Origin of the sequence: Collimonas arenae (genome assembly GCF_000786695.1) — a bacterium.
GTDB lineage: Bacteria > Pseudomonadota > Gammaproteobacteria > Burkholderiales > Burkholderiaceae_D > Collimonas > Collimonas arenae_A.
Genome location: NZ_CP009962.1, coordinates 4,396,460 through 4,422,727, shown reverse-complemented (window position 1 = coordinate 4,422,727; position 26,268 = coordinate 4,396,460). Strand labels below are relative to the sequence as shown.

Annotated in this window: 27 protein-coding genes and 1 tRNA gene; 16 read left to right on the top strand and 12 right to left on the bottom strand. The window is 56.0% G+C overall.

The window, feature by feature from the left end:
* The first annotated feature begins 55 nt into the window (after positions 1–55).
* Positions 56–751, top strand: coding sequence for a fumarylacetoacetate hydrolase family protein (locus LT85_RS19475; protein WP_038492197.1), 696 nt, complete (start codon positions 56–58; stop codon positions 749–751).
* Between the two features lie 17 nt (positions 752–768).
* Entirely contained in the window at positions 769–1,431 is a 663-nt protein-coding gene (gene maiA, locus LT85_RS19470; RefSeq protein ID WP_038492194.1) for a maleylacetoacetate isomerase, read from the top strand.
* 94 nt (positions 1,432–1,525) lie between these two features.
* Here the strand turns inward: maiA and LT85_RS19465 are convergent, their stop codons facing one another.
* The gene (locus LT85_RS19465; protein WP_038492192.1) at positions 1,526–3,139 is read right to left on the bottom strand and encodes an FMN-binding glutamate synthase family protein; all 1,614 of its coding nucleotides are present in this window, start codon (positions 3,137–3,139) and stop codon (positions 1,526–1,528) included.
* 437 nt (positions 3,140–3,576) lie between these two features.
* Here LT85_RS19465 and LT85_RS19460 point away from each other — a divergent pair, with 437 nt between their 5' ends.
* From LT85_RS19460 to LT85_RS19450, 3 genes are all read left to right on the top strand, one after another.
* Positions 3,577–4,209 carry a response regulator gene (locus LT85_RS19460; protein WP_038492189.1) on the top strand — a complete coding sequence of 211 codons (633 nt, stop codon included), beginning with the start codon at positions 3,577–3,579 and terminating at the stop codon, positions 4,207–4,209.
* Positions 4,210–4,350: 141 nt separating this feature from the next.
* Positions 4,351–4,779: a response regulator gene (locus tag LT85_RS19455; RefSeq protein ID WP_038492186.1), complete on the top strand. Its 429-nt coding sequence runs from the start codon at positions 4,351–4,353 to the stop codon at positions 4,777–4,779.
* Between the two features lie 167 nt (positions 4,780–4,946).
* Complete coding sequence (locus LT85_RS19450) at positions 4,947–7,001, top strand: PAS domain-containing sensor histidine kinase (protein WP_081992565.1); 2,055 nt, start codon at positions 4,947–4,949, stop codon at positions 6,999–7,001.
* 64 nt (positions 7,002–7,065) lie between these two features.
* Here LT85_RS19450 and LT85_RS19445 read toward each other — a convergent pair whose 3' ends face one another.
* The gene (locus tag LT85_RS19445; RefSeq protein ID WP_038492184.1) at positions 7,066–7,509 is read right to left on the bottom strand and encodes a universal stress protein; all 444 of its coding nucleotides are present in this window, start codon (positions 7,507–7,509) and stop codon (positions 7,066–7,068) included.
* A 342-nt stretch (positions 7,510–7,851) separates the two neighbouring features.
* Between LT85_RS19445 and LT85_RS19440 the strand changes: the two genes are divergently transcribed.
* Together LT85_RS19440 and LT85_RS19435 are read left to right on the top strand one after the other, a co-directional pair.
* Positions 7,852–9,150: an NAD(P)/FAD-dependent oxidoreductase gene (locus LT85_RS19440; protein ID WP_038492181.1), complete on the top strand. Its 1,299-nt coding sequence runs from the start codon at positions 7,852–7,854 to the stop codon at positions 9,148–9,150.
* 200 nt (positions 9,151–9,350) lie between these two features.
* On the top strand, positions 9,351–9,779 hold the full coding sequence (locus LT85_RS19435; protein WP_038492178.1) for a glycine zipper 2TM domain-containing protein: 429 nt from the start codon (positions 9,351–9,353) through the stop codon (positions 9,777–9,779).
* 12 nt (positions 9,780–9,791) lie between these two features.
* On the opposite strand, the gene LT85_RS26735 is transcribed toward LT85_RS19435, so the two are convergent.
* Positions 9,792–9,959: a hypothetical protein gene (locus tag LT85_RS26735; RefSeq protein ID WP_156117589.1), complete on the bottom strand. Its 168-nt coding sequence runs from the start codon at positions 9,957–9,959 to the stop codon at positions 9,792–9,794.
* A 14-nt stretch (positions 9,960–9,973) separates the two neighbouring features.
* Here LT85_RS26735 and LT85_RS19430 point away from each other — a divergent pair, with 14 nt between their 5' ends.
* The 3 genes from LT85_RS19430 to LT85_RS19420 all read left to right on the top strand — a co-directional run bounded on the left by LT85_RS19430 (position 9,974) and on the right by LT85_RS19420 (position 12,390).
* Entirely contained in the window at positions 9,974–10,174 is a 201-nt protein-coding gene (locus tag LT85_RS19430) for a hypothetical protein (protein ID WP_038492175.1), read from the top strand.
* A 153-nt stretch (positions 10,175–10,327) separates the two neighbouring features.
* Positions 10,328–11,095, top strand: a complete 768-nt coding sequence (locus LT85_RS19425) for a c-type cytochrome (protein ID WP_081992561.1) — start codon at positions 10,328–10,330, stop codon at positions 11,093–11,095.
* Positions 11,092–12,390, top strand: a complete 1,299-nt coding sequence (locus tag LT85_RS19420; protein ID WP_038492172.1) for a c-type cytochrome — start codon at positions 11,092–11,094, stop codon at positions 12,388–12,390. The genes LT85_RS19425 and LT85_RS19420 overlap by 4 nt, the downstream gene beginning before the upstream one ends.
* A 54-nt stretch (positions 12,391–12,444) precedes the next feature.
* On the opposite strand, the gene LT85_RS19415 is transcribed toward LT85_RS19420, so the two are convergent.
* Positions 12,445–13,422 (bottom strand): NAD(P)H-quinone oxidoreductase, encoded by a 978-nt coding sequence (locus LT85_RS19415; protein WP_038492170.1) that lies wholly within the window; start codon positions 13,420–13,422, stop codon positions 12,445–12,447.
* Positions 13,423–13,777: 355 nt separating this feature from the next.
* On the opposite strand from LT85_RS19415, the gene LT85_RS19410 reads away from it, so the two are divergent.
* The 5 genes from LT85_RS19410 to LT85_RS19390 all read left to right on the top strand — a co-directional run bounded on the left by LT85_RS19410 (position 13,778) and on the right by LT85_RS19390 (position 19,949).
* Positions 13,778–15,058, top strand: coding sequence for a GGDEF domain-containing protein (locus tag LT85_RS19410; RefSeq protein ID WP_038492168.1), 1,281 nt, complete (start codon positions 13,778–13,780; stop codon positions 15,056–15,058).
* 266 nt (positions 15,059–15,324) lie between these two features.
* Positions 15,325–17,184: an amidohydrolase gene (locus LT85_RS19405; RefSeq protein WP_038492166.1), complete on the top strand. Its 1,860-nt coding sequence runs from the start codon at positions 15,325–15,327 to the stop codon at positions 17,182–17,184.
* Positions 17,185–17,265: 81 nt separating this feature from the next.
* Positions 17,266–17,970, top strand: a complete 705-nt coding sequence (locus LT85_RS19400; RefSeq protein ID WP_052135333.1) for a YoaK family protein — start codon at positions 17,266–17,268, stop codon at positions 17,968–17,970.
* 78 nt (positions 17,971–18,048) lie between these two features.
* Entirely contained in the window at positions 18,049–18,972 is a 924-nt protein-coding gene (locus LT85_RS19395; protein WP_038492163.1) for a DedA family protein/thiosulfate sulfurtransferase GlpE, read from the top strand.
* Positions 18,973–19,016: 44 nt separating this feature from the next.
* Positions 19,017–19,949, top strand: a complete 933-nt coding sequence (locus LT85_RS19390) for a LysR substrate-binding domain-containing protein (protein ID WP_038492161.1) — start codon at positions 19,017–19,019, stop codon at positions 19,947–19,949.
* Positions 19,950–20,038: 89 nt separating this feature from the next.
* On the opposite strand, the gene LT85_RS19385 is transcribed toward LT85_RS19390, so the two are convergent.
* Positions 20,039–20,740 (bottom strand): pirin family protein, encoded by a 702-nt coding sequence (locus LT85_RS19385; RefSeq protein WP_038492158.1) that lies wholly within the window; start codon positions 20,738–20,740, stop codon positions 20,039–20,041.
* 72 nt (positions 20,741–20,812) lie between these two features.
* Here LT85_RS19385 and LT85_RS26730 point away from each other — a divergent pair, with 72 nt between their 5' ends.
* On the top strand, positions 20,813–20,974 hold the full coding sequence (locus tag LT85_RS26730; RefSeq protein ID WP_156117588.1) for a hypothetical protein: 162 nt from the start codon (positions 20,813–20,815) through the stop codon (positions 20,972–20,974).
* 233 nt (positions 20,975–21,207) lie between these two features.
* Here the strand turns inward: LT85_RS26730 and LT85_RS19380 are convergent.
* The 7 genes from LT85_RS19380 to tolQ all read right to left on the bottom strand — a co-directional run bounded on the left by LT85_RS19380 (position 21,208) and on the right by tolQ (position 26,059).
* A tRNA-Lys gene (locus LT85_RS19380) sits at positions 21,208–21,283 on the bottom strand.
* 89 nt (positions 21,284–21,372) lie between these two features.
* On the bottom strand, positions 21,373–22,119 hold the full coding sequence (gene ybgF, locus LT85_RS19375) for a tol-pal system protein YbgF (RefSeq protein ID WP_038496865.1): 747 nt from the start codon (positions 22,117–22,119) through the stop codon (positions 21,373–21,375).
* Between the two features lie 2 nt (positions 22,120–22,121).
* Positions 22,122–22,640 carry a peptidoglycan-associated lipoprotein Pal gene (gene pal, locus LT85_RS19370; RefSeq protein WP_038492154.1) on the bottom strand — a complete coding sequence of 173 codons (519 nt, stop codon included), beginning with the start codon at positions 22,638–22,640 and terminating at the stop codon, positions 22,122–22,124.
* A gap of 50 nt (positions 22,641–22,690) precedes the next feature.
* On the bottom strand, positions 22,691–23,974 hold the full coding sequence (tolB, locus tag LT85_RS19365) for a Tol-Pal system beta propeller repeat protein TolB (protein WP_038492151.1): 1,284 nt from the start codon (positions 23,972–23,974) through the stop codon (positions 22,691–22,693).
* A 3-nt stretch (positions 23,975–23,977) separates the two neighbouring features.
* Positions 23,978–24,916 carry a cell envelope integrity protein TolA gene (gene tolA, locus LT85_RS19360; RefSeq protein WP_038492148.1) on the bottom strand — a complete coding sequence of 313 codons (939 nt, stop codon included), beginning with the start codon at positions 24,914–24,916 and terminating at the stop codon, positions 23,978–23,980.
* A gap of 10 nt (positions 24,917–24,926) precedes the next feature.
* Positions 24,927–25,361 (bottom strand): ExbD/TolR family protein, encoded by a 435-nt coding sequence (locus tag LT85_RS19355; RefSeq protein ID WP_038492146.1) that lies wholly within the window; start codon positions 25,359–25,361, stop codon positions 24,927–24,929.
* Complete coding sequence (gene tolQ, locus LT85_RS19350; protein WP_038492142.1) at positions 25,361–26,059, bottom strand: protein TolQ; 699 nt, start codon at positions 26,057–26,059, stop codon at positions 25,361–25,363. Before tolQ ends, LT85_RS19355 begins: the two co-directional genes overlap by 1 nt.
* Positions 26,060–26,268 lie beyond the last annotated feature (209 nt).

Below are 26,268 nucleotides of genomic sequence, written 5' to 3'. Positions count from 1 at the left end.
AGTACCGGACAATGTTCGCTGCCGACACATCGGCAGTATTGAAAAAGGAGCTTCCATGCACTTCGTTTTTCCGCCAAAACCTGTAGCAGCGGTACCCGTAGCCGGTAGTGACCAATTATTTCCGGTCCACAGAATTTATTGCGTTGGTCGTAATTACGCTGAACACGCGAAGGAAATGGGCAGCAGCGGTCGAGAAGCGCCGTTCTTCTTCATGAAGCCGGCTGACGCCGTACTGCCGGTAGCCGAGGGTAGCATTGGCGAAATGCCCTATCCGTCGATGACACAAGATTTGCACCACGAAATCGAATTGGTAGTGGCGCTGTCAACCGGCGGCAAGAATATTCCTGCAGCTGAAGCAGTCAAGCACATCTGGGGCTATGCGGTCGGGCTCGACATGACGCGGCGCGATTTGCAAGGTGAAGCCAAGAAACTCGGACGACCCTGGTGCACAGGCAAGGGTTTTGACTATTCGGCACCGATTTCCGCAATCCAGCCTGCAGGGGTTAGCGGCCTGATCGAAAAAGGCGACATCCACCTTAACGTGAATGGCGTTTTGCGCCAGCAAGGCGATATCAGCCAGATGATCTGGAATATTGCTGAAACCATCGAACAGTTGTCGGCCTATTTCGAACTACAGGCAGGCGATCTGATTTTTACCGGCACGCCGGCGGGTGTGGCTGCGGTAACCAAGGGCGATTTGCTTGAAGGTTCGGTGGCCGGCATTGGCGAGTTGCGCGTGCGGCTAGTGTAGTGCTTGAGCAGAGATCCATGAAACTGTATAGCTATTTCCGTAGCTCCGCCTCCTATCGAGTGCGGATTGCCTTGAACCTGAAGGGCATGTCTTACGACATCGTGCCGGTGCATTTACTCAAACACGGCGGCGAGCAACTCAGCCAGATGTATCGCACGCTGAACAGCGATGGCCTGGTGCCGACCCTGATCGACAACGAGACCGCAGACGGCCAGGCCGTGCTGACGCAATCGCTGGCGATTCTAGAGTACTTGGAAGAGGTCAATCCGACGCCGGCGCTGTTGCCGGCGACTGCGCTGGACCGCGCGTTTGTGCGCGGTATCGCACTCTCGATTGCCTGTGACATTCACCCGCTCAACAATCTGCGGGTGCTGCGTTATCTGGTGCACGAACTGAAGGTCGATGAGAGCGCCAAGAATGCCTGGTACAGGCATTGGTGCGAGAGCGGGCTGGCGGCGCTGGAGATTACGTTGGCGCGTGACAGCCGGACCGGAAAATTCTGTTTCGGCGATACACCGACATTGGCCGATTGTTGCCTTGTGCCGCAGATTTTCAATGCGCAACGCTTGAAATGCAATTTAACTGAAATGCCGACTTTGATGCGGATTTACCAGAATTGCCAGGAGCTTGACGCTTTTATCCAGGCAGCGCCGCAAAACCAGCCTGATGCTGAAGCTTGAGGGAAAATAAAAAGCCGGGATTCGTAAGAACCCCGGCTTTTTTATTACTTGTCGCTTTTCAGCCTGCGTTTCAACTTTGTTATTGGAGCTGTCGTCAGGCCGCGGCCTGTATCGGTTCAGCCGGATGGAAACTCTCGGCGCGTGATATCGGCCAGTATTTTGCGAATACCGGATAGCGATAATTCTGGTTCAGCAAATCACCGGGCTGCAGATAAGACAGCAAGTCAGACATCAGCTTCACTTCATGGTCTGAGGTACGCCGCACAATGTGATGCGCGCGCAAAGCGGAAGCGTGCGGCAAGCCGGCGGCCTGCACCAGCTCCTGCAGCGCATGCAAGGTGCTCTCGTGGAAGCGATATACACGTTCGGCCTTGTCCGGCACCACCAGTGCCTTTTGTCGCCCTACATCTTGTGTTGCTACACCGGTCGGGCAACGGTCGGTATGGCAGCTTTGCGATTGGATGCAGCCCAGCGAAAACATGAAGCCGCGCGCCGAGTTGCACCAGTCGGCGCCGATCGCCAGTGTACGCGCCAGGTCGAAAGCGGTAATCACCTTGCCGCTGGCGCCGATCTTGATACGATCGCGCAAACCGGCGCCGACCAGTGCGTTATGCACCAACAGCAAGCCTTCTTGCAAGGGCATGCCGACGTGATCGACAAATTCCAGCGGCGCAGCGCCGGTGCCGCCTTCAGAGCCATCCACCACAATGAAATCTGGCAAGATGCCAGTTTGCAGCATGGCTTTGACGATGCCGAAAAATTCCCAGGGATGACCGACGCACAGCTTGAAGCCGACTGGCTTGTCGCCTGACAGCGTGCGCAATTTCTGGATGAATTCCAGCAGGCCGATCGGATTGGAGAACGACGAATGGGTAGCCGGCGAAATGCAATCGACACCCATCGGCACGCCGCGCGTTGCTGAAATTTCCGGAGTGATCTTGGCCGCCGGCAGCACGCCGCCATGACCGGGTTTGGCGCCTTGCGAAAGCTTGACGGTGATCATCTTCACTTGCGGAGAGGTAGCTTGCGCTACGAATTTTTCTTCATTGAAGCTACCGTCGCCATTGCGGCAGCCGAAGTAACCGGAAGCGATTTGCCACAGCAGGTCACCACCGAATTCGCGGTGATATGGCGAAATCGAACCTTCACCGGTGTCATGCGCAAAGCCCCCTTTTTTTGCACCGCGATTCAATGCGCGAATGGCGTTCGCGGACAAGGCGCCGAAGCTCATCGCGGAGACGTTGAACACCGACATTGAATACGGCTGCGCCCGCTCTGCGCCTACCGTGACGCGAAAATCGTGGCTAGCGATGATGGTCGGCGACAGCGAATGGCCAACCCATTCGTAGCCGCGCATCTTGACATCCAGTTCGGTGCCGAAAGGCCGGCTATCGACTTCGCCTTTGGCGCGTTGGTAAACCAGGCTGCGTTCCTTGCGGGTAAACGGTGCGCCGTCGTTGTCGCTTTCAAAAAAATACTGCCGCATTTCAGGGCGGATCATTTCAAACAGAAAACGGAAATGCCCCATCAACGGATAGTTGCGCAAGATAGCGTGGCTGCGCTGGTTCATGTCCCAGATGCCAAGAGCGCTCAGCAGGCTCGGCACAACCGCCCACCACCAGGCAATTTTTCCTGCTACGGCCCCGGCTGCTAGCGCCAGAGCCAGCAGCAGTACGATCCAGAAGCTTAGGTAACGGCTGATTTTCATGATTTCTTCCTTATAATCCCGGCAATTGCGGCAGCGATGCGGCTTTCCACGGAAAACGGCGTTTCGGCAGTGACAAGCTGATAATTTTACACATTGATAGCTCGCTCCGTATTGTTAACTTCCGTTTGTCCTACAAATCCATTCGCTGTCGTCCTATATGCCATCCTGTAGCGAATGGTTAGTATGGTTCACCAGTGCAAATTTTGATGCTTGCGTGTCCATCGGCGTTGCGGGTTTAGTTGCGCTTGACTGGCTTTGGCGGCAGGTTGGGGTGGCCGGAAAGCTTGTAAATTTGATTTATGCCGATTTGTTTACATTGATGACAGACGGTTGCACACTAGACGTCACATATCTGCTTCCGCTTTTTTCGGGCTTGCTACCTACGCGCCAGGCCATGAAACTATCGGATAATTTAACTGATTGTGACGGTACAACCGATGATAAAAATTTTAGTCGTTGATGATCATGCGGTGGTGCGTGCCGGTGTCCAGTTCTTCGTTGCTGACATTCCGGAAATGGCTATCGCGGGCGAAGCTGCAAATGCGCAGGAGGCAATACGGCTGATACGCGCCAATGAATACGACATCGTGCTGCTGGATATCGCGATGCCGGACAAGAGCGGAGTGGAAGTGCTGAAGCAGATCAAACGCGAGAAGCCAAAGCTGCCGGTGCTGATGCTGAGCATGCATCCTGAAAGCCGCTATGCGGTGCAGGTGTTGCGCAGCGGTGCTGATGGCTATGTACAAAAGGAGGCGCTGGCGACAGAACTGGTGAAGGCGATCAATACGATTTTGCAGGGACACAAATATATCAGCTATGGTGTCGCCGAATTGCTCACGGCCGATCCCGTAACCAATGAAAATACGCCGCTGCATGAAACATTGTCGTCGCGCGAGTACGAGATTTTCTACAAACTTAGCCAGGGCGAGGGCGTGACCAGGATCGCCGAGGAGTTATGTCTGAGCGTCAAGACGATCAGTACTTACCGTACACGCGTGTTGCAGAAGATGAGCATGACAAGCAATGCCGATATTATTTATTATGCGATCAAGAATAATTTGATCGACTAAAAGACTTTGTGTTTGATTTATTGACGGGGCGGTACGTTTCGTCGGAATTATCCGCAGGCCTGCCAGAAAAACTTGTCTCTGAGATCCCGGCCTTATGGCTGAAACAAAGCGAGGGATGTAGCAAATAAGTTGTCAACATATATGGACCATACAACCGCCTCCAAGACGAACAAATCGGGTAATGCGCCATTGCGTATCTTTCTGATAGAAGATTCCGTGGATGTCAGGGACCTGATGATTGAAACCCTGAGCGAAATTCCAGGCGTGGTATTTGCCGGATTTTCGGAAGAGGAGGAGGATGCTTTGCAAAAAATCGACGCCGATTCTTTCGACGTACTGATCCTGGATATCGAATTAAAACATGGTAACGGCATGAGTTTATTGCGCACCCTGTCTAAATCGGGCAAGCCGCTCAATTCCCTTAAAATCATTTTCAGCAATAATGTCAGCAACGCTTTCAGGCGCGCGGGCGAGCAATATGGCGTGCGCTTTTTCTTTGATAAAAGTTCGGAATTTACCAAGTTGCGCGATTTGCTGGCAGCCTTGGGAACCGGTTTGCCAGATCATTAAATTGTTCTTCCTCGTATTGCCGACTGCAGTTGTTACCTGCCCGCTTGTGCCGAGTGGGCTTTTTCACGATTATTCCTGGTTGTTCCTGTTTCGCAGAAGAAGCCGGATAAATCGGATGATCATGTCGGACGCCGAGCAGAGGCGGCCGCGGAGGCGATTTGAATAATATGGAGAACGTAGCAGGCGATCCGCATTACCAGGATGTCTTGAAGATGCGTGCATTAGATAGTCTGGCCTCGACCAAAACCTATGTATGGCGCACCACCGCAGCCGCGCTTGCGGTGACGGTGCTGATCATGCTGGTGTCGGCATTCGTGCTGGCCGCCGGCCTCAAGCAGATCAGTCTACCGTTTTTGACGTCGCAATTGTCGGTCGTAAGCATCAATACAGCAGCCGGATTTTTGCTGGCAACCGTCAGTCTTGCTTTGCAATGCACGGTGGTCGGGCCGCGCAGCGTCATCAAGTATGCCGGGAAGCTGCTCGCCGTGCTGCTGCTCGTGCTGGCCACAGCGGCTCTGACGCAAGATTTCATGGGTAGCGCCGGTTGGTTCGATATGGTGCTGTCTGAGCTGGCGCCGCACTCTGGTGCAAGTTTTCCGGGGGGCTTGCATCCCATGGCGGGCATCGGTTTTATCTTTTCAGGGACAGCGTTACTCTTGCTCGATTTCCGCTTTGAGAAAGAGCAGTACGTCGCTGAGTACCTGGCCATTTCCCTGTTGTTCCTAAGCGCCATTCCACTGCTTGGTTATCTGTACAGCGTGTCAGCCATGATCCATATGGTTTATGCGACCGGCATCCCGTTGCTATCGGCCGTTGCATTTCTGCTGTTCGGGTTGGCGCTGATGATGTCGCGCCCGCGCCATCGCCTGATGGCGATTATCACGCGCCATGCGCCGGGCGGGCAAATGTTGCGCCGTTCCTTGCCGCAGATGCTGGTTCTGCTGGTTGCCCTGCACTGGCTGGCGGACTGGGGGACGCGCCAGAATCTGTATGACAGAACCTCGTTGCCTCCTTTGCTGACGCTGGTTGACAGCGTGCTGGTGCTATTTATTTTCTGGCGCGCCGGCGGCAAGGTCGATCTTGAGTATGGTGCGCGCCTGCAAAGCGCCGCCGAGCTGGCTGAAGCCACGGCGCTGCTGATCGCCGTCAGCGACAACACCAACGACCTGATTTTCGTCAAAGACTATCAGGACCGTTTGATTTTCGCCAATCCGGCGTATTTGCGGCGGCTCGGCTTGAGCTGGGAGCTGGCAAAATATCGGCGCAGCCGTGAACTCTTTCCGCTCACCGAAGATGCGGACCGCATCGACCAGGATGACATCCGCATCATGAACGGCGGCGTATCAGAGACGCTCGCGCAAACCGTGCAGCTGCCGGAAGGAATCGTGACGTTCCAAATCACCAAGTCGCCATGGTTCGGGCAGCAGGGACAGGTCATGGGCGTGGTTGGCATCGCCACCGACATCAGCGAACGCAAGCACGCCGAAGATTCACTGAAACAGCGCGAGCTGGAACTGGAGCGCACCATCGCCCAGCGCACCGCGTTATTGCGCGAACTGGCCAATCATATGGAAACCATACGGGAAGAAGAGAAGCGAGCGATTGCGCGCGAGTTGCATGACAATATGGGCGCTTCGCTGACCGCCCTCAGCATGCATCTGGAAGGCGTCTACAAGATCCTGCCGGAGAACGCCCATTGGCAGAACCGCCAGGGGCAGATGAAGAGCTTGCTCAGTTCGCTTGTGGCGACCACGCGACGGATTCAAACCGAATTGCGGCCGAACATGCTGGAGTTGTTCGGTCTGAAAGCAGCGATCATCGAACAGCTGGAAGATTTCGGCCAGCGCACGGAAATTGTCTGCAAATCCAGTTTGCCGGATGAAGACATCACAATCGATCGCCGGATTGAAATTGCTGTGTATCGCATGTTGCAGGAAATTCTGAATAACGTTTCCAAGCATGCGCACGCTAGCCAAGTCGAGGTGATCCTGGATATCGACGAAGACAGGCTGGCGCTGACGGTGCGCGACAATGGCGTCGGCATGTCGCAGGAACGTTTTGAAAACACCAGTACCCATGGTTTGCGTGGCTTGAATGAAAGGGCCACCTACCTGGGAGGCAAGGTCCGCTTTGCCGCCGGCAAAGACAAGGGCACCGCAGTGGTGATTGAATTACCGATGGCGGTGCCGGTACAGAGCAGCGGCGAGCAAGCCAAAGCCTGACAATCCGGCTTATAGCTCTTTAGCCAGCCACGCTGGCGCGCAGCGAGGCTGCGAGTGTGGAATGCTATGCGCTAGGAGGGCAATCGGTAGCGACCAACACGCTGCACGGCACTTTTTCGACCAGCATGGTGTCAACCGAACCGCGCCACCAGCGCGTTGCCAGCGGCTTCTTGCGCGAATGGCCGACAATGACCAGGTCGATGCCCAGTTTGCTGACAAGATCGCTGATGACATTCACCGGCTCGCCGCTTTCAAAATGATCGATCGGCTTGAGGCCTGCATCGGTGAGGAGTTTGTGGCCTTTGATCAGCTCTTGTTCGAGTAAGGTCTTTTCCGCCCGGATTGCGGATTCGGCGACAAATTCGCCCGCCATAAGATACGTGGCAAGATTGATGACGCCTAGCAGATGGATTTCCACCTCAGGAGGGGGCGCCAGCTGGATACAGGAATATAAAGCAGAACGGCTTTCAGGCGTGCCATTGTAGGCCACGAGAATTTTCCGGTACATATGCCCTCCTGAAAATTAAGTTTGCAATGGTGTTTGTCTTCATCATAGCGCAGACTGCGGTTGCGAACCAGCGAGCATTGCGCGAATTGCGATGCTGTTCCTGGCCGGCGATTTCTGCAGTCGAAGCTCGGATTTCGCATCAGCTTCGGTGTCGTCTTTTATACCATGGCGTCGTCCCCCGAATACTGCAAATTGGCGTGGCGTGATCAATCGGCACCGAAAATACGGCACTATTGCGCATTGCGGCATTATAAAAGTAGACTTACTGCGTGCTTTGGCGCCCGGCGCGGATCGCGGAAGGTCGAAGCGCTCTTGATTAATGAAAAGGTGAAGGAAAGATGGATGTCGGATGAAATCGTGATTGTTGGCGGTGGCGCCGGTGGTTTGGAGTTGGCTTGCAAACTCGGCCGCAAATTGGGGAGCGGTCACGTTACCCTGGTAGACCGGGCGCTCTATCACATCTGGAAGCCGTCTTTGCACGAAGTTGCCGCAGGAACCCGTGATATTCATCAAGAAGGCCTGTCTTACCAGATGTTGGCGCATGACAATAAATTTCGCTTCGTGTATGGCAACATGACCGGTCTCGATAGCGCCAATAACGCGATCACGGTAGATGCGGTGACCGACGAATCGGCAACAGAACTGCTGCCGCCGCGCCAGATTGCGTTCAGCAAGCTGGTGATTGCGGTCGGTAGCGTCTCCAATTATTTCGGTATCCCCGGTGCCGAGCAAAATACCATTTCATTGAATTCGACCGAAGATGCAGAACAATTCCGGGTGCGGTTGCTGAAAATGCTGGCATTGGCAGATTTGAAGAAAGAAAAGAATCCGGATGCCGGCGTTGATATCGTGATTGTCGGCGGCGGCGCTACCGGGGTGGAGCTGGCGGCCGAATTGCGCGATGCCAGCAGCGTCTACACCGATTACGATTTCCCGCAGTTGAATGCGAACCGCGACGTCCGCATCACCATCCTGGAAGGCGCGCCGCGGCTGCTGGCGCCGCTTACCGAGCGGGTTTCGAAGGCGGCAAGCAAGTTGTTGCAGGAACGCGAAGTGCGCGTGGTGACTGATTGCCGCGTCGCCAGCATCGCGGAGAATTTTGTGACTGACGCCAACGGCAACAACTATGTCTCCGACCTGTGCGTCTGGTCGGCCGGGATCAAGGCGCCCGATTTTCTCAAGGGGCTGGGACTTCCTGTGATCAAATCCGGCCAGCTGGAAGTGGATGGTTTTCTCAAGGTGGCCGGCACCAACAACATCTATGCGCTGGGCGATTGCGCGGCCTGCATCGGCACCGATGGCAAAATGGTGCCGCCGCGTGCGCAGGCGGCGCATCAGCAAGCTGATTATCTGCTAGACATGTTCGTCCGTGCCAACAAAGGCCAGGCGGCGCCGGATGCGCCTTATGTCTATAAAGACCACGGTTCGCTGGTGTCGTTCGGGAGGAATACCTCCGTCGGGACCCTGATGGGCTCGCTGACCAAGCTTGGCTGGTTCGTCGACGGCTTTTTTGCGCGCATGATGTACACCAGCCTGCATCTGATGCATCTGAGCGCCCTGCTGGGGCCGGTGCGCACCGGCGTCACTGCCGCCGCCAGTGGATTGATGAAGCACGCCAAGCCGTCGGTGAAGCTGCATTGATTGTGCTGATTGGTTGGGCGAATCGGACGTTACGTCAGGTGTAACCATGTTGTGCAAATGTAAAAGTATGTATCGCTTCGAGGGATTTGACGATGGCTCGGCTATAGTTCAACTCAACAACCGTGTGTTCGTGAAATGAGCGTTGTAACGGTTTATTGATGGTGTTGATTAGGGCTGTATGACCCTTGAAGGATGCAATCATGCTGTACAAAAAATTGATCTGTATTGCACTGCTGGCTAGCTCGACTGCGGCAGTCTCGACTTCTGCACTGGCTTATGACGATGGCGCCAATACTGCGATTGGTGCGGTAGCAGGTGCAGTGATCGGCGGTGCGGTAGGTGGTCGCAACGGCGCGATTGTTGGTGGCGTGCTCGGTGCTGCTGTCGGCGCTACTTCCGGTGGCTATCGCCAGGATAACGGTGGCTACTACGATCGCGGCTATTACGATCGTCCGGCGGCCTACTATCCGCCAGCTCCGGTTTATTATCGCCCGGCGCCGGTTTATTATCGGCCCGCTCCGGTGTATTACCAGCCGGCCCCGGTTTATTACCGTCCTACGCCTGTCTATGTTGAAAACCGCGGCGATTATTATCGGCAGCCGTACCAGGGCGGTTACTACGATCGCTGATTCTTTATTCAGTCAGAAATAAATTTCACCGGTAATTTTTATTTTTCCGACGCCGGTCCAGATGAAAATCTGGACCGGCGTTTTTGCGTTTGCAATCAGGATGCTGCCAGGATTTTCAGCTATCAGCCCGGTCAGCCAAGCTATATAGTGGAGGATGACGACAAGCTCGTCGTCGCTCAAAAATGGAGTGCGCCATGTCCAAGACTAAATTACCTGTTACGCCTGCCAACCCTGCTAAAGACAAGAAAGTGCAAACGGTCAATCCGGCGGAGCGATGGACCGGTCACGCCCTGGATGGCAGCCAGCAAATGGATATTGTAGAAGAGCAGATGTATGCAAATGAACCCGGACCGACCATCGACCAGCCGCTGGTGCCGCAAAAGCCATCAAAATAGGATGCTGTATCCCGCGATATTCAGCAATATTCCGCATTATCCAATAATGATGGAATGGCAATGAATGTTGGTGCATGTTAATAAACTTGCTAGCTTATAATCTGACTTTGAATACTTCCCAAAAAGTGCAGCAGCATAAAAAATAGGAAAATCATGTCGATTCTTTTGCAGGGACCGGAGCGGGACGCAACATGCGCTGCGCGATGGTTGCGGTCCGGGTTTCTTGTCTCGATTGCCGTCGCTGCGTTCAGCGTCGCGGCCCATGCGGCTGAGGTCGACGCCACCGCCGTTCCAGATACGATCAAGCAGCGCCTGACTGCCTGTACCGCCTGCCATGGCGAACAGGGACGTGCCACCAACGACGGCTATTACCCGCGCATCGCCGGCAAGCCGGCCGGCTATCTGTATAACCAGCTGCACAATTTCCGTGAAGGACGGCGCCAGTATCCGATGATGACTTATCTCGTGGATCACCTGTCCGACGCCTACCTGCAGGAAATCGCCGCCTATTTCGCCGACCAGCATCCGCCTTATCCGGCGCCTCAGCCAGTGGATCCGTCAAGCGCTACACGTGAACGCGGGGAAGCGCTGGTCAACAAGGGCGATCCGGGCAAGAAAATCCCCGCCTGCATTGCCTGCCATGGCAGCGCCATGACCGGTGTGTTGCCGACTACGCCGGGTCTGCTCGGCCTGCCGCGCGATTATCTGGTGAGCCAGATCGGCGCCTGGAAAAACGGTGCGCGGCATGCCTTTGCTCCGGATTGCATGGCGCAGGTGGCGCAGCGCCTGAGCGCTGAAGATATCGGCGCAGTGGCGTCCTGGCTGGCAGCGCAGCCGGTACCGGCCGGCGCCACAGCGGTTGCTCCCGGCTCCGTGAAATTACCGCTGGCCTGTGGCAGTGTTCCCGGGAGCGCCGAATGAAACGCATACTCTTGTGGGCGTCGGGCCTGGTGTTGCTGCTGATTGTTGCAATAGTTGCCGTGCTGGCGGTGCTGAATGCCGACGATGCAAGCGGCGGATCGGCTGCGCCGGCGACGGCAACAACTGATCCGGCGGCGCAGATCGTCCGCGGCGCTTATCTGGTTCGCACCGGTGACTGTATCGCTTGCCATACCGCCCGCGGCGGTAAGGAACTGGTCGGCGGACGGGCGATACAGACTCCGTTCGGCGCCATCTATTCGCCGAACCTGACGCCAGACAAGGAGGCCGGTATCGGTAGCTGGAGCGCCGACGATTTCTGGCGTGCCCTGCACAACGGCAAATCGAAAGATGGTAGCTTGTTGTATCCGGCGTTTCCTTACACGAACTACACCAAGGTCACGCGCGAAGATGCGGACGCCATGTTTGCCTATCTGCGCAGCGTGACGCCTGTGCCGCAACAGAACCGGCAGCCCGATTTGCGTTTTCCTTATAACAACCGGTTCCTGTTGTACGGCTGGCGCGCATTGTATTTCCGTCCGGGCGTGTATCAGCCGGAGAAGGGTCAATCTGCAGAATGGAATCGCGGCGCCTATCTGGTGCAGGGCCTGGGCCACTGCAGCGCGTGCCATACCACGCGCAATGCGCTGGGCGGCAGTGACCTGAAGGCTGAACTGGGAGGCGGTTTCATCCCGGTTATCAACTGGTACGCGCCATCGCTCACTTCCGATGACGAAATCGGCCTGGGCGACTGGGACATACAACACATAACCGACTTGTTGAAAAACGGTGTCTCGCCGCGCGGCACAGTGCTCGGGCCGATGGCAGAAGTTGTCGGCGCCAGCCTGCAACACTTGAGCGATGCAGATGTCGGCGCCATGGCGCTATATCTGAAATCCTTGCCGCGCCAGAAAGAAGCGTCGCCGCCGAAAGAGCGCGCCAGTGCAGATGAAGTGGCGCGCGTGCTGGAGCAGGGGGCGAAAATCTACAAGAACCATTGTGCGGATTGTCACCAGGCTTCCGGCAAAGGCGCCTGGCCGGCCTATCCGCCGCTGGCAAGCAATCACGCCATTACCATGGCCTCGCCGGTGAATGCGATCCGTGTGGTGCTGAATGGCGGCTTCTCGCCGAGCACCGCAGCCAATCCGCGTCCCTACGGCATGCCGCCTTACGGTCCGGCGTTGAGCGATAGTGAAATCGCCGCGGTGGTGTCGTATATCCGCAATAGCTGGGGTAACAAGGCGCCGATTGTCAGTTCGGCCGAGGTCAATCGCTATCGCGCGATTCCTTTGGACTAGGTATGTCACAGACCCAAAAAAAGCAGCCGTGGCTGCTTTTTTTGTTTGCGCGATTCAAGTGGTCAGCATGATCTTGCCGATATGCGAGCTGCTTTCCATCAGGGTATGCGCTTGCGCCGCCTGTTCCAGAGGGAATGTCTTGAAGATGACCGGCTTGATTTTTTTCGCCGCCAGCAGCGGCCAGACGCGCTCTTGCAATTGCGCTGCAATCGCTGCCTTGAAGGCGATCGGCCGTGGCCGCAGGGTCGAACCGGTAATCGTCAGGCGTCGCATCAGCACCTGGCGGAAATCGATGCTGGCGCTGCTGCCGCCGAGGGTGGCGATGAAAACCAGGCGGCCATCATCAGCCAGGCAGCTGATTTCGCGCGGCACATAATCGCCGGCGACCATATCGAGGATCACGTTCACGCCTTTGCCGTCGGTCGCGGTCTTGATCACTGCTGCGAAGTCTTCGGTGCGGTAATTGATGCCGCGTTCAGCGCCCAGCGCTTCGCAGGCGCGGCATTTATCGTCCGAGCCGGCTGTCGCAAATACCCGGTGGCCGAGCGCCGTGGCGATCTGGATCGCAGCTGCGCCGATACCGGAACTGCCGCCCTGCACCAGCAGGGTCTCGCCGCCAACCAGTTTGGCGCGATCGAAGACATTGCTCCACACGGTGAAAAAAGTTTCCGGCAGCGATGCCGCTTCCACTGCGCTCCAGCCGGTCGGCAACGGCAAGCACTGCGCAGCCGGCGCGCTGCAGTATTCGGCGTAGCCGCCGCCTTGGACCAGGGCGCAGACCAGGTCGCCTTTCTTGAATGAAGTTGCGCTGAAATCGCCGTCGACGATTTCACCGGCGATTTCCAATCCTGGTAAATCGGATGCGCCGGGTGGCGGAGAATAATTGCCGGTGCGCTGGAAAACATCTGGCCGGTTGATGCCGGCAGCTTGCACCTTGATGAGCACTTCGCCTGCCTTGAATGACGGTACAGGGCGTTCGCAGATTTGCAGAACCTCGGGGCCGCCGGGTTGGGTAATTTCGATAGCGCGCATGGCAATGTCTCGTTGGAAGAAACGGTCATTGTATGACAACTGCGATTTTCTCTTTTGACAGCAGTTGTGATAGCTTTTTTGTATTAGCTGAGCCGACTCATTCCAGTTACTATTTTGATGCTTTTGGGCAAATTTTACCGTCAGGTAGGGCAATAGTCTCTGGGCATGGTTAAAACAGCCAATGATCGACCGCACAAAAATTGCAGCTAACAAAGCCACAGTCAAGTCGAGGTGGACTGACAGAAGCACGTCTCCTGCGACCCGCCAGGCAAGCCCGCGGCAGCGAAGGCGCGCGCTATGGGTATGTATCAGTATTGTTGTTGCGACATTATTGCTATTGCCGGTAGCTTCAGTCATGGGGCCGCTGGTCCCGGCTTTCCTGCCTTCATACCAGACCGCGACAGTGGTTGCCTACGTCATCATCACCTATCTGATATTTGGACACTATCGCGCCACCAAGGAAGTCGATCTGCTCTATATCGGCGCCGGCAGCTTCTATGCCGCAGTGATTCTGATTGTGCAATTCCTTGCCATGCCCGGCGCATTTGTGCCGCAAGTGGGGCTGTTGGGCGGTGCGCAGACCACTATCTGGCTGTGGTTTCTCTGGCATGCAGGCTTGGCGCTAAGCATATTGCTTTACGCGGTCAGCCGTTGGTGGAGTCCGTCATGGCTGGCCAGTCATCTCGAACGGGTGCCGAACTGGCTGATAGCGGTGGTGCTGGCGGCGTTGACCGCAAGCTTGCTAGCGGTGGTTGTATTTCATGAGCAATTACCCAAGCTGATCGATAACGGCAACTTTCATCTGGTGACTACCAGCGGCATCGGCCCCTTTCTGCAGATCCTCACTGCATCGGCCATGCTGATATTGTGGCGCGCCACGGGTTTCAGGGCGGTGTTGCACGTATGGTTGGCTGTGGCGCTGGTCGCCCTGCAATGCGACAACGTGATCACCATGGCAGGCGGTAGCCAGTTCTCCATCGGCTGGTATGTCGGCCGCTGCAACGCCTTGATTTCGGCCACCGTGCTGCTGCTGATCTATCTGCGGGAAATGAACCAGGTTTACCTGAAGACTGTGCAGGACGCTCGTCTGCTGGCGCTCAACAACGCCATGCTGGAAGTCAGGATGGACCAGGTGCGGATGGATGACCTGACCGGCCTGCCTAGTCGTTCGCTGTTTCTGGAACTGGCAGAAACCTTGCGCAACAGCGGCACGGTCAGCCGCCAAGCGGTGGCGTTATTGTTCATCGATCTGGATGGCTTCAAATGGATTAACGACAACCTGGGGCATGACCGCGGTGATGTTGTACTGGTCGAGGTAGCGGCAGCGCTGAGATCGGTATTGCGCGACAGCGATATCGCCGGGCGTGTCGGCGGCGATGAATTCGTGGTCTGTCTGGTGGCGCCTGCGCTGGCGATCAAGGCCACTGCGACTGCGGTCGCTAGTCGCATCGTCAGTCGTGTAGCGGCGATTGGGGACGGTATTGGCTGCAGTATCGGCATCGCCCTGTGCCAGGCTGAAAGCCTGGAATGGGATTCAGCCTTGCGCCAAGCAGATGAAGCCATGTACCAAGCCAAGCGCCAAGGCAAGAGCCGTTTCACCGTCTATGGACACTCGTTGATCGACGAAGTGGCCTGACATTTCAGCGCTGAGATAGCGATCATCGATAAATTCGATTGTTGACCTGTAAATTTTCCGTTTTTCATTTAAATCCCTCTCCACCATACTGCTTGGCATCAAAGCGATATCCGGTTGTTTGCCAATGAAGATGATGCTTGTTGGCACAATCTGATGCAGGAGGAAATTTTGTTCGATATTTTGAATGGACAGAAATATCCCCGGCTTGTCGCAGTTACAGCTACCCAGCCTGGCTTTATCACATCAGACAAGAATAGGAGAACACTATGCATGCAGATACGATCTTGTTGAACGGCCGTTTTCACACGATGGACCGAGGCCAGCCGCTGGCGACAGCGGTGGCGATTCGAGACGGTAAATTCATCGCCGTGGGCGATGCCGAGGACGCCATGCGGCATCGCGCAGAGAGTGCGCAAGTGATCGACCTGCAAGGGCGCACGGTGATTCCCGGCTTGAACGACTCCCACTTGCACCTGATACGCGGCGGCCTTAACTACAACCTGGAACTCCGCTGGGAAGGCGTGCCATCGCTGGCAGATGCCTTGCGCATGTTGCGCGAACAGGCGCTGCGTACGCCGCAACCGCAATGGGTACGCGTGATCGGAGGCTGGACCGAATTCCAGTTCGCCGAGAAGCGTATGCCCACCCTGGAAGAAATCAATGCGGCCGCACCCGATACGCCGGTATTCATCCTTCACCTGTACGATCGCGCCTTGCTTAACCGTGCTGCTTTACGCGCCGTCGGCTATACCAAAGACACGCCGAATCCGCCCGGTGGTGAGATCCAGCGCGACGCCAGCGGTAATCCGACCGGCATGTTGATCGCCAAACCGAATGCGATGATTCTGTATGCCACCCTAGCCAAGGGCCCGGCGCTGCCGCGCGAGCAACAAGTCAATTCGACGCGCCAGTTCATGCGCGAACTGAACCGCCTCGGCGTCACGAGCGCCATCGATGCCGGCGGCGGCTTCCAGAATTATCCGGAAGACTACGCCATCATCGATCAACTGGCGCGCGAGCAGCAACTGACGATTCGCATTGCCTACAATCTGTTCACCCAGCGCAAGGGGCAGGAACTGGAAGACTTCCAGAAATGGACCGACATGGTTGCACCGGGGCAGGGCGATGATTTCTACCGTCATAACGGCGCTGGTGAAATGCTGGTGTTTTCCGCAGCGGATTTTGAAGACTTCCTGGAGCCCCGGCCGGAACTGGCGGCCAACATGGAAGGTGAACTCGAAAAGGTAGTGCGCCACCTTGTGTCGCAGCGCTGGCCGTTCCGTTTACACGCCACCTACGACGAATCGATCAGCCGCATGCTGGATGTGTTTGAGCGCGTCAACCGCGATATTCCTTTCGATGGTTTGCACTGGATTTTCGACCACGCCGAGACCATCACGCCGCGCAATATCGAAAGAGTGCGGGCGCTTGGCGGCGGTATCGCGATCCAGCACCGCATGGCATTCCAGGGTGAATATTTTGTCGAGCGCTATGGTGCCGAGGCGGCCAAGCATACGCCGCCGGTGGCGCGCATGCTGGAGATGGGCGTGCCTGTGGGGGCGGGCACCGACGCCACGCGTGTGGCCAGTTACAACCCCTGGACTGCGCTTTACTGGCTGGTGTCCGGCCGCACTGTGGGCGGCATGCGTCTGTATGACGCCGCTAGCCAGTTATCCCGTGATACCGCGCTGGAACTGTGGACTGCCGGCAGCGCCTGGTTTTCCAGCGAGCAGGGTAAAAAAGGCCGCATCAAGGAAGGCCAGCTGGCCGATCTGGCAGTATTGTCGGCAGATTTTTTTACCGTTGCCGAAGATGATATCAAGGCGCTGGAGTCGGTGCTGACGGTGGTCGGCGGCAAGATCGTGTATGGCGCTGCAGAATTCGGCCCGCTGGCGCCGCCGCCGATCCCTGTGCTACCGGATTGGTCGCCGGTAAAGACGGTGCCGGGCCATTACCGCAGCCTGTCGCAACATCGGCCGCAGCAGCGTCAGGCGCTGCCGCATCAATGCGCGGGCGCTTGCGGCGTGCATGCGCATGCACATGATGTGGCGAGAAAATCGACAGTCCCTGTTGCCGACCATACGGGATTCTGGGGCACACTGGGTTGCAGCTGTTTTGCTTTTTGATTTTGCACATGCGGAGGAACATCATGCCCTATTCGAACATTCTGGCCTGTATTAAGTGGACTGTATTAAGCGGGGAGTGTCATGAGCGCAATTGATCGCAGGACGCAGCAAAGCATTGCACTGAGTTTTCTGGCCGGCTATGTCGATACCGTTGGCTTCATTGCGCTGTTCGGCCTGTTCACTGCACATGTCACCGGCAACTTTGTACTGATAGGCAGCGAGTTGGCAAATCCTTCGCATGGCGTGCTGATCAAACTGTTGGCCTTCCCTGCGTTTGTATTTGCCGTAGCCCTGACGCGCATGGCGGTGATCTGGCTGGAGCGCAGCGGCAAGCCGCCGATGTTTTATTTGCTGTTGCTGCAATTGATTTTTTTGCTGGGTTTCATGCTGATCGGTTATCAGGTAGAACCGGTATCCGATTCCCGCGCGCCGCTGGCTTTGCTGGCCGGCATGCTGGGCGCCGCCAGCATGGGCGTGCAAAATGCCAGCAGCCGTTTGATTTTGCAGCATCTGACGCCCACCACCGTCATGACCGGAAACGTCACGCAGGTGATCATCGATCTGGTCGATATCTTGCGCGGGGCGGCAGACGATGTATTGCGCCAGCGTTGCATCAAATTCTTCTGGCCCGTCGTAGCGTTTGGCGCTGGCGCCATCGGTGGCGCCTTTGCCTACAAATACCTGTTGTTTCTTGCGCTGCTGTTGCCAGCGGCAATTCTGCTCTGGCTGGGCATTGGGGAATATCTTTCAGAAAAGGGAGGAGCCGAAACGCCATCAACTTTATAATATCCATTGATGTTTATCGCATTATTGTGAAATTGCCAGTCTGGCAATCACCGACATGGATATGAGGCGGCGGAAGAGATGACCTATTTGTTTCATATAATTGAGCAATATGGGCTGGTCATCGTCTTCTTCAATGTGCTGGCCGAGCAGCTTGGCGCACCGCTGCCAGCTTATCCTACCCTGGTGATAACTGGCGCGCTGATGCACCGCGGCGAATATTCGGCCCCTGTATTGCTGCTGACAGCAGTTGTTGCTGCACTGATCGCCGATTTCATCTGGTACCAGGCTGGCCGGCGTTACGGCCGCAGGGTACTGGCGACACTGTGCCGCATTTCACTTTCCCCCGATTCTTGCGTACGTCAGACCGAGTCGATCTATTCGCGCTGGGGCGCTCGCTCGCTGCTGGTCGCCAAATTCATTCCCGGCTTCGCTTCCATCGCTAGTGCATTGGCGGGCACAGTCGGCACCAAGCGCGGCACATTCCTCGTGTTTGATGGCCTTGGCGCCGCCTTGTGGGCGGGGCTGGCGATTTATCTGGGTTCGCTGTTCAGCACCACTATCGACGATCTCTTGAATGTGCTGACCGAACTGGGGCAGTACGGGATGATGCTGGTGGCTGCGGGCTTTGCCATCTTCGTCGCTAACAAATGGTGGCAACGCTGGCGTTTCCGCCGTTCGTTGCGCATGGCGCGTATCTCGGTTGCCGAACTGGACCAGCTGTTCAAGCAGGGTTTGACGCCGGCGATTGTCGATATCCGTTCGCCGGCATCGCAGCAGACCGGCCGTATTCCGGGTGCGCTCACCATATCGCATCAGGAAATCAATACTTTCGTCTTCGATGCGCCGATTGACCAGGAGGTGATCGTCTACTGTGCTTGTCCGAACGAGGCTTCGGCGGCATTGGTTGCCAAGCAGCTGATGCAGAGGGGTTACAAAAAAGTGCGCCCGCTGTCGGGCGGGATCGATGCCTGGATCGCCGCCGGCTACGCTATCGATGCCTAGCGCTTGCTAGCATCTTATTCCCCGTTTCTTTTGTCAGGAGTTCCATGTTCAGAATCAGTCTGGATGCATTGTTGATTCTCGATGCTATCGACAGGCGGGGATCGTTCTCCGCCGCCGGTATCGAGTTGCATCGGGTGCCATCAACCATTTCCTACACGGTATCCAAGCTAGAGCAGGATCTGGATGTACAGGTGTTCGAGCGGCAGGGACCGAAGGTCGTGCTCACGCGCGCCGGCGCAGAATTGCTGAAGGAAGGGCGCTATTTACTGAAGGCAGCCGAAGACCTGGAGCACCGTGTGCGTCGGGTTGCGTCCGGCTGGGAAACTGAATTCACGATCTGTATCGATTCCCTGTTTTCCATCACAGCGCTGGAATCCGACATCCACGCATTCTGCGGCGTTGCCGATAAAACGCGCCTGCGCGTCGCCAGGGAGTCGCTGACGGGCACCTGGGAGGCTCTGCTGGAGCGCAGGGTAGATTTGCTGATCGGCGCGCCAGGGCAGGGGCCGGCGGGTGGCGGTTACATCGCCGAGGAAATGGGGACGATATCGTTTGTGTTCGTGGTGGCGCCGAACCATCCGTTGGCCAAAGTGAAGAAAGTATTGAGTAAGGCGGAACTGCATCCGTACCGTGCTATCAGCGTCGCCGATTCTGCACGCAAGATGGCATCGCGTACGGTGGGTTTGCTGTTCGGGCAGGATACGTTGACGGTGCCTGACATGCGCAGCAAATACGCGTTGCAACTGGCCGGCATCGGTTTTGGTTTTTTGCCGGAACCGTGCGCGCGCGCAGCGATTGCATCCGGTGAGCTGATCGTGAAGCAAGTAGAAGAGCCGAAACCGGATGAAACGTTTTCGATGGCGTGGCGTACCGGCGACGATGGCGCAGCCCTGATCTGGTGGAGGGAGCGGTTGCGCGATACCGATGCCATGGTACGCCTGATCCAGCACGTGCCTGGTGCTTCAGGCGAATCCTGAAAACGTGCCGGAAAATATGCGGTTTTCCGACACGTGTTGCAGGTTTTGCCGCCGCATCTGAAATTCAGTTTGCAATCCTGATTTCAAACTCAGTAGGGCAGGTCGAACAACAGCACTTCCGCATCTTTTGCGTCAGTCAGCGTGACCAGGTTTTCTGCCGTCACTTTCAATGCATCGCCACCTTCCAGTACTGTGCCGTTGACCGTTAGCTGTCCGCGGATCAGATGCACGTAGGCGGTACGATCGGTAGCCAGCGTGTGTTGCAACGTCTGGCCGTCGTTCGGGATGGCTGCATAGATCGATGCATCCTGATGTATCAGCACCGAATTTTCACGGCCATCAGACGACGCGATCAGGCGTAACTGTCCTTGTTTCTCCGCAGTGGTGAAATGCTTTTCTTCATAGCTGGGCGGAATGCCTTTGACATTCGGCTGGATCCAGATCTGCAGAAAATGTACGGGCTCCGTCTTCGAGTGATTGAACTCGCTATGACGTACGCCAGTGCCTGCGCTCATCCTTTGCACGTCGCCGTAATGCAGGACCGAACCGGTACCCATGCTGTCCTTATGTTCCAGCGCGCCGTCAAGCACATAGGAAATGATTTCCATGTCGCTGTGGCCGTGCGTGCCGAATCCCTGGGCTGCTTTCACCCGGTCTTCGTTGATCACCAGTAGCGGCCCGAAGCCGGTGTGCATCGGATCGTGATAGTGGCCGAACGAAAATGTGTGGTGCGAATTGAGCCAGCCGTGATCGGCAATTCCGCGTTCGGTACCTTTGCGAATTTGAAGCATGTTTTTCTCCGTTGGTTGCCGCATTTGCCGTCGCCGCCGGTGTGTCGTATGGCTGGAAGGATGCGGTGTTGAATGAACTGGAATGAAGTATGCGCGCTGCCAAATCAAAAGAAAAACGGAAAAAATGCCTGCGTTTCATCGAAATTATCGACAATGGCTGAAAAGCCTTTTATTGCTTGGATTAGCGGCGTTGAAAGATTGATTTTTTGTAGCGTTTTGGAAGATCGAAATTGATCTTGTAGCGTAAATTTCGAAAATAGGATGCGTGTGTAGAGTATTTACAACAAAGCGTGTTTGCAGGCGTATTGAGAATCCTGATGTAGTTGCCAAACAAGGGACGCGAGTGTGGCGAGGAAAGCTGTGCACCAAAACAAAAAAGCCGCTCACATTTCTGTAAGCGGCTGCTTTGATATGACTGCCATGATTACTCTTGGCTTATTGCTTGCATCGTACTGACTGCTTATTCGTGGTAGGCCGTGCGGGATTCGAACCTGCGACCAACGGATTAAAAGTCCGCTGCTCTACCAGCTGAGCTAACGACCCGAAAGACCGCTATTATAGACAAAGTGCATATGAGGTGTCAAACCCATATGCACTTTTATTTACGAAATCTGCAAAATAATATTTTTCGCTTATTTCATTGCATCCAGGCGTTCCTTTGCGGTCTGCGCTGCAGGCGTGTTCGGATACTGCGACAGCAATTGTTCCAACGCTCTCTTCGATTGCGGCTTGTTCTTCAGCTCGGTGTAGCTGCTGGAGATATTCAGCAATGCATCCGCGGCCTTGGGATTGTCGGCGTATTTGCTGACGACCACCTGTTGGGCCGCAATGGCATTCTTGTAGTCGCGCAAAGCGTAGTAGGCGTTGCCCAGCCAATATTGCGCGGATGGCGTCAAACCGGAGTCCGGGTTGCTGCGCACAAAATTGGAGAAGGCGGTGGCCGCTGTTTTGTAGTCGCCGGATTTGAAAGTCGCCAGCGCTGCGTCATAGGCTTTCTGATCGTTGGCGCCGACATTGACTTCCTGGCCATCGACGCTGATCTTTTGCGGTTCCAGCTTACGCAGGCGCGTATCCAGGTCGACGTAGAAATCTTTCTGGCGCTGTTGCGTGTTGGCCAGTTCATTGGTCAGCACTTCAATCTGTCCGCGCAGTTTGGCCAGTTCCTGATTCAGGCGGTCATTCTGGTCAGATAAACTCAGCGAAGTGGTTTTGTCCGCCTTGCCGTCTACCCGTGCATTGACCGCGTCAATCTTGGCGCGTATATCCAATATCGCCCGACGTGCTTCATCGTCGTCAAACAGCCCGGCGTGGGCGGTCGGAGCGGAAAAAACTGCGGCCAGCATGGCCGCAGTCATCGTCGCTTTGAAGAACGTCCGCATCATTATTGATAAACGATGTCTGAACGGCGGTTTTCAGCGTAGGACGCTTCGTCGCTGCCGGTAGCCTTAGGCTTTTCTTTGCCCAGCGAAACTGCTTCGACCTGAGTATCCGATACGCCTAACAGCACCAATGCCTTGCGCACTGCTTCTGCACGTTTTTGTCCCAGCGCCAGATTGTATTCACGGCCACCGCGGTCATCGGTATTGCCTTGGATGATGATCTTGCGATTCTTGTGGCTGTTCAGGTATTGGGCATGGGCTTCAACAAGTGCTTTGAATTCGTCCTTGACGATGTAGCTGTCGAAGTCAAAGTAGATGCTGCGCTTGGAGAGAATACCGCCTGGGTTGTTCAACGGATCGGTGGAGCCGGTGTCAACGGTGTTGACCGAGCGTGTATCTGCACCGTTTGCGCCACTGTCAACTACAGGTACGGCTTTGTCGTCGAGCTTGACAGGGGATGAGCAAGCGGCCAGCAAAATGGCGCTAGCAATAACGAGGGCAAAGTTTCTGATATTTAGCATTTTTAATTCTCCAGAGTGGGAAACGAACGTCGATTCAAAGTAAAACATGATTATTTCATGAAAGGACCCCAAGTAGGCTCCCGTATATCGCCTGCTTGCATAGTTAAACGCTGTTTTACGCGGCCGTCAACTGAGACGACTGCCAGCGAGCCGCGGCGGCCCGATTCCGTGGCGTACATGATGTACTTGCCATTGGGGGAAAAACTTGGGGATTCATCCTTGACGGTATCCGACAAACGTTGTTCCTGGTTGTTGCTCAGGTCCATCGCATACAGCTGGAAGCGGCCTCCGCGCTGCGAAATATACGCCAATGTCTTGCCGTCGGGCGCAATCCGCGGACTGATGTTGTAGCTGCCGCTGAATGTCACGCGCTGGGCTTCGCCGCCGTTGGCGTTCATCTTGTAGATTTGCGGGCCGCCGCTGCGGTCGCTGGTGAAGTAGATGCTTTGGCCGTCGGCCGAATATTGCGGTTCGGTGTCGATGCCATTGGTGTTGGTCAGGCGTCGCAGGTTGCCGCCGTCGCTATTGACCACGTACACCTGGGTCAGGCCGTCGCGCGCCAGCGCGATCGCCAGCTTGCTGCCGTCCGGCGACCAGGAAGGGGCCGAATTGCTGCCTTTGTAGTTGGCTACCACGATGCGTTGCTTGGTGATCAGGTTCTGTACGTAGACGACTGGTTTCTTTGCTTCAAACGAGACATACGCGACCTTGGTGCCGTCCGGCGACCAGGCTGGCGAGATGATCGGTTCGTTGGAGCGCAAGGCCACTTGCACGCCTTCGCCGTCGGAGTCGGCGACTTCCAGGCGATATTCCTTGCCCGACTTGATGATGTAGGCGATGCGGGTAGCGAATGAACCGCGTGCACCGATCAGCTTTTCATAGATGTCGTCAGCGATCTTGTGTGCGGTGACCCGCGTGTACTGCGGCGCTGCAGCCATCGCCAGAGCCGACAGCTGGGCTGACTTGACGGTATCCAGCAGGCGGTAGCGGACATCGAAGCGGCCGTCGGCCAGGCGTTGCACGCTGCCGATCACCAAGGCATCGGCGCCGCGTGCTTTCCAGTCGGGCAGGTTGACCTGGGTGGCTTCGGAGATGACGTCGCCGGTATCGATAATCTTGAACATGCCGCTGTGTTCGAGATCCGATTTGATGATGGCCGTCACTTGTTGCGGCGCCAGGTTTTCATTGCTGAAGCCGGCAATCGCGATTGGGATCTGGCTGGCGCCTACGCCGGAAGTTTCGATACGCAGTTGGGCATGCGCCGGGATGCTGAATGCCAGCGCGCTTATCGCAAGTCCGATGACCGCGAATAGTTGGTGCAATTTGTTTTTCATGGCTTACTGATCTTTCGGTTTATGGATTCCGATGAAGCTGGAAGGTACAGAACCCGATTTGTCTTTTGGATAAGGTGCCGATTTTTCAATGGCTCGCTTAACCGCTTCGTCAAAACCGGAAACTCCGGAGGATTTCTTCAGACGTACGCTCGCCACCGAGCCGTCCGGCAGCAATTCGACATCAAATTCAACCGCCGGGTTTCCTGCCAGCCCGTCTGGAACATTAAAGTTAATGTTCGACTTGATCTTGGCGCCCACCCGCTGGCCATAGCCAGGATCGCCACGCGGCCCTTGCGACTGGGCTGCAGTGCCGGTGCTGTTGGCAGCGCCGTTACCGACGGCCTGGCCCAGCATGCGCTTCATTTCATCGCTGCGGCGCTTGGTTTCAGCTGCAGCTTCGGCAGCCTGTTTCTTCTTGGCGGCGTCGGCTTCCAGTTTTTTGGCGGCTTCCTGCTTTTGTTTATCCTGCGCAGCGGCTTTGTCCTTGGCGGCTTTTTGTTCTGCTTCGGCTTTCAGCTTGTCCTTGCGTTCTTCTTCGGCTTGCTGTTTTTGCAATTGCTGTTGTTTTTCCAGCTCTTCCTGGCGCTGCTGATCCTTGCGTTCTTGTTCTTTGCGCTTCTTTTCCTTTTCCAGCGCAATTTCAGGATCGGGCACGGGCGGCAACACAACCTTCGGCGGCGGTGGAGCAGTTTCCTGCACCACCGGCTCTGGCTTTGGCACGGGCGTTGGTTGCGGCACCGGCGTCGGTTCCGGCGGCGTCGGTGCGGCTTCCTTGATGTCCGGGCTCCAGACTTCGGCTTCTACCGCGATTGGCTGCTGGCTTTGCCAGTGAATGCCAAACCACAGGAATGCAAACAAGGCGGCATGCACAGCCGCTGCAAGGATGATGGCGCGGATGCTGCCGGGTTCTTTTGGTACGGAATACGGGGAGTTGCCTGTCATAACCAATTCGTCACTTTGTCGCCAGTCCGACGCGGTTAATGCCAAGCATCTTGGCCTCAGAAATGACCTTGATCACTTCATCGTATTTAATATCCTTGTCGGCAGAAATCATCACCGGCATGTCGGGTTTATCGGCATGCAAAGTTTGCAGTTTCTGTTTCAAGCCATTCCTTGGAACGGTTTCAGCCGGGCTGGCGCCGCTCTTCTGGCCATTTACGCGAATGCTGGTCTGTTCGTTCGGCTTCAAGGTAATTTCAATATATTCAGTCGGCGGCGCTGCCGATTTCGCCGCATTCGGCAAATTAATGACGCTCGGATTGGTCAGCGGCGCCGAGACCATGAAAATCACCAGCAGCACCATCATCACGTCGATATACGGTACGACGTTGATTTCCGCCTTGAACTTGCGGGAGCGGCCACCGCGCATGGATGAGGTGCCGGACATTAGCGTGCCTGACGTTGCAAGATGTTGGAGAACTCTTCGATAAAGCTTTCGAAGCGGATCGCCAGACGGTCGACGTCATGCGAGAAGCGGTTATAGGCAACCACGGCTGGAATCGCGGCAAACAGGCCGATCGCGGTGGCGATCAAGGCCTCGGCGATACCAGGCGCTACCGCTGCCAGTGTCGCTTGCTGGACATTGGCCAGGCCGCGGAAAGCATTCATGATGCCCCACACAGTGCCGAACAGACCGACATACGGCGATACCGAACCGACCGAAGCGAGGAACGCCAGATGCGATTCCAGCGCATCCATTTCACGCTGGTAAGCCGCGCGCATCGCACGCCGGGCGCCATCCAGCAGGGCGGCAGAATCGTTACCGCCTCTGCTGCCGAGCGAAGCCTTGACCTTGTTGAATTCGTCCATGCCAGCTTCAAAGATGCGTTCAAGCGCCCCGGTTCCCGAACCTTTGCGGCGATTTGAGGTGGCGTCCTGATACAAAGTGCTCAGATTGCCGCCCGACCAGAATGCGCGTTCGAATTCTTCGGTCTGCAAACGGGCGCTGCGGATCGCGAACATCTTGCGGAAAATATAAGTCCAGCTCATCACGGAAACCGCCAGCAGCAGCGCCATGACCAGCTGTACTAATACAGAGGCGTTGGTAATAAGGGTGATAAACGAAAGATCTTGGGTGACAGTCATGGATAGCGGTCTTGAGGAATGGTCTTGGGTTTAAGTAAAAGACTTAAACAGTGAATTGTAAACGTAAAGTGCTTGCTGGATATCTGCGCTTGTATGGGCAAATATAGGAAATGTTTCCAAGCGCTATCGTTTTGCGCCAAGTTCGTTGCAACGATGCATCAGACCATTATTGCTTGCGGAAGGTTCATTGTGGCGTAAAAATTGCTTTA

What these genes read in the sequence shown, in the direction of transcription:
- LT85_RS19420 (WP_038492172.1), top strand. Translation starts at nt 11,092, where the DNA reads ATGAAACGCATACTCTTGTGGGCGTCGGGCCTGGTGTTGCTGCTGATT.
- LT85_RS26730 (WP_156117588.1), top strand. Translation starts at nt 20,813, where the DNA reads ATGAACTGGAATGAAGTATGCGCGCTGCCAAATCAAAAGAAAAACGGA.
- pal (WP_038492154.1), bottom strand. Translation starts at nt 22,640, where the DNA reads ATGCTAAATATCAGAAACTTTGCCCTCGTTATTGCTAGCGCCATTTTG.
- LT85_RS19390 (WP_038492161.1), top strand. Translation starts at nt 19,017, where the DNA reads ATGTTCAGAATCAGTCTGGATGCATTGTTGATTCTCGATGCTATCGAC.
- LT85_RS19455 (WP_038492186.1), top strand. Translation starts at nt 4,351, where the DNA reads ATGGACCATACAACCGCCTCCAAGACGAACAAATCGGGTAATGCGCCA.
- LT85_RS19460 (WP_038492189.1), top strand. Translation starts at nt 3,577, where the DNA reads ATGATAAAAATTTTAGTCGTTGATGATCATGCGGTGGTGCGTGCCGGT.
- LT85_RS19395 (WP_038492163.1), top strand. Translation starts at nt 18,049, where the DNA reads ATGACCTATTTGTTTCATATAATTGAGCAATATGGGCTGGTCATCGTC.
- LT85_RS19465 (WP_038492192.1), bottom strand. Translation starts at nt 3,139, where the DNA reads ATGAAAATCAGCCGTTACCTAAGCTTCTGGATCGTACTGCTGCTGGCT.
- LT85_RS19415 (WP_038492170.1), bottom strand. Translation starts at nt 13,422, where the DNA reads ATGCGCGCTATCGAAATTACCCAACCCGGCGGCCCCGAGGTTCTGCAA.
- LT85_RS19445 (WP_038492184.1), bottom strand. Translation starts at nt 7,509, where the DNA reads ATGTACCGGAAAATTCTCGTGGCCTACAATGGCACGCCTGAAAGCCGT.
- LT85_RS19440 (WP_038492181.1), top strand. Translation starts at nt 7,852, where the DNA reads ATGTCGGATGAAATCGTGATTGTTGGCGGTGGCGCCGGTGGTTTGGAG.
- maiA (WP_038492194.1), top strand. Translation starts at nt 769, where the DNA reads ATGAAACTGTATAGCTATTTCCGTAGCTCCGCCTCCTATCGAGTGCGG.
- LT85_RS19385 (WP_038492158.1), bottom strand. Translation starts at nt 20,740, where the DNA reads ATGCTTCAAATTCGCAAAGGTACCGAACGCGGAATTGCCGATCACGGC.
- ybgF (WP_038496865.1), bottom strand. Translation starts at nt 22,119, where the DNA reads ATGCGGACGTTCTTCAAAGCGACGATGACTGCGGCCATGCTGGCCGCA.
- LT85_RS19475 (WP_038492197.1), top strand. Translation starts at nt 56, where the DNA reads ATGCACTTCGTTTTTCCGCCAAAACCTGTAGCAGCGGTACCCGTAGCC.
- LT85_RS19355 (WP_038492146.1), bottom strand. Translation starts at nt 25,361, where the DNA reads ATGTCCGGCACCTCATCCATGCGCGGTGGCCGCTCCCGCAAGTTCAAG.
- LT85_RS19425 (WP_081992561.1), top strand. Translation starts at nt 10,328, where the DNA reads ATGTCGATTCTTTTGCAGGGACCGGAGCGGGACGCAACATGCGCTGCG.
- LT85_RS19435 (WP_038492178.1), top strand. Translation starts at nt 9,351, where the DNA reads ATGCTGTACAAAAAATTGATCTGTATTGCACTGCTGGCTAGCTCGACT.
- LT85_RS19400 (WP_052135333.1), top strand. Translation starts at nt 17,266, where the DNA reads ATGAGCGCAATTGATCGCAGGACGCAGCAAAGCATTGCACTGAGTTTT.
- tolA (WP_038492148.1), bottom strand. Translation starts at nt 24,916, where the DNA reads ATGACAGGCAACTCCCCGTATTCCGTACCAAAAGAACCCGGCAGCATC.
- LT85_RS19450 (WP_081992565.1), top strand. Translation starts at nt 4,947, where the DNA reads ATGGAGAACGTAGCAGGCGATCCGCATTACCAGGATGTCTTGAAGATG.
- tolQ (WP_038492142.1), bottom strand. Translation starts at nt 26,059, where the DNA reads ATGACTGTCACCCAAGATCTTTCGTTTATCACCCTTATTACCAACGCC.
- LT85_RS19430 (WP_038492175.1), top strand. Translation starts at nt 9,974, where the DNA reads ATGTCCAAGACTAAATTACCTGTTACGCCTGCCAACCCTGCTAAAGAC.
- LT85_RS19405 (WP_038492166.1), top strand. Translation starts at nt 15,325, where the DNA reads ATGCATGCAGATACGATCTTGTTGAACGGCCGTTTTCACACGATGGAC.
- tolB (WP_038492151.1), bottom strand. Translation starts at nt 23,974, where the DNA reads ATGAAAAACAAATTGCACCAACTATTCGCGGTCATCGGACTTGCGATA.
- LT85_RS19410 (WP_038492168.1), top strand. Translation starts at nt 13,778, where the DNA reads ATGGGGCCGCTGGTCCCGGCTTTCCTGCCTTCATACCAGACCGCGACA.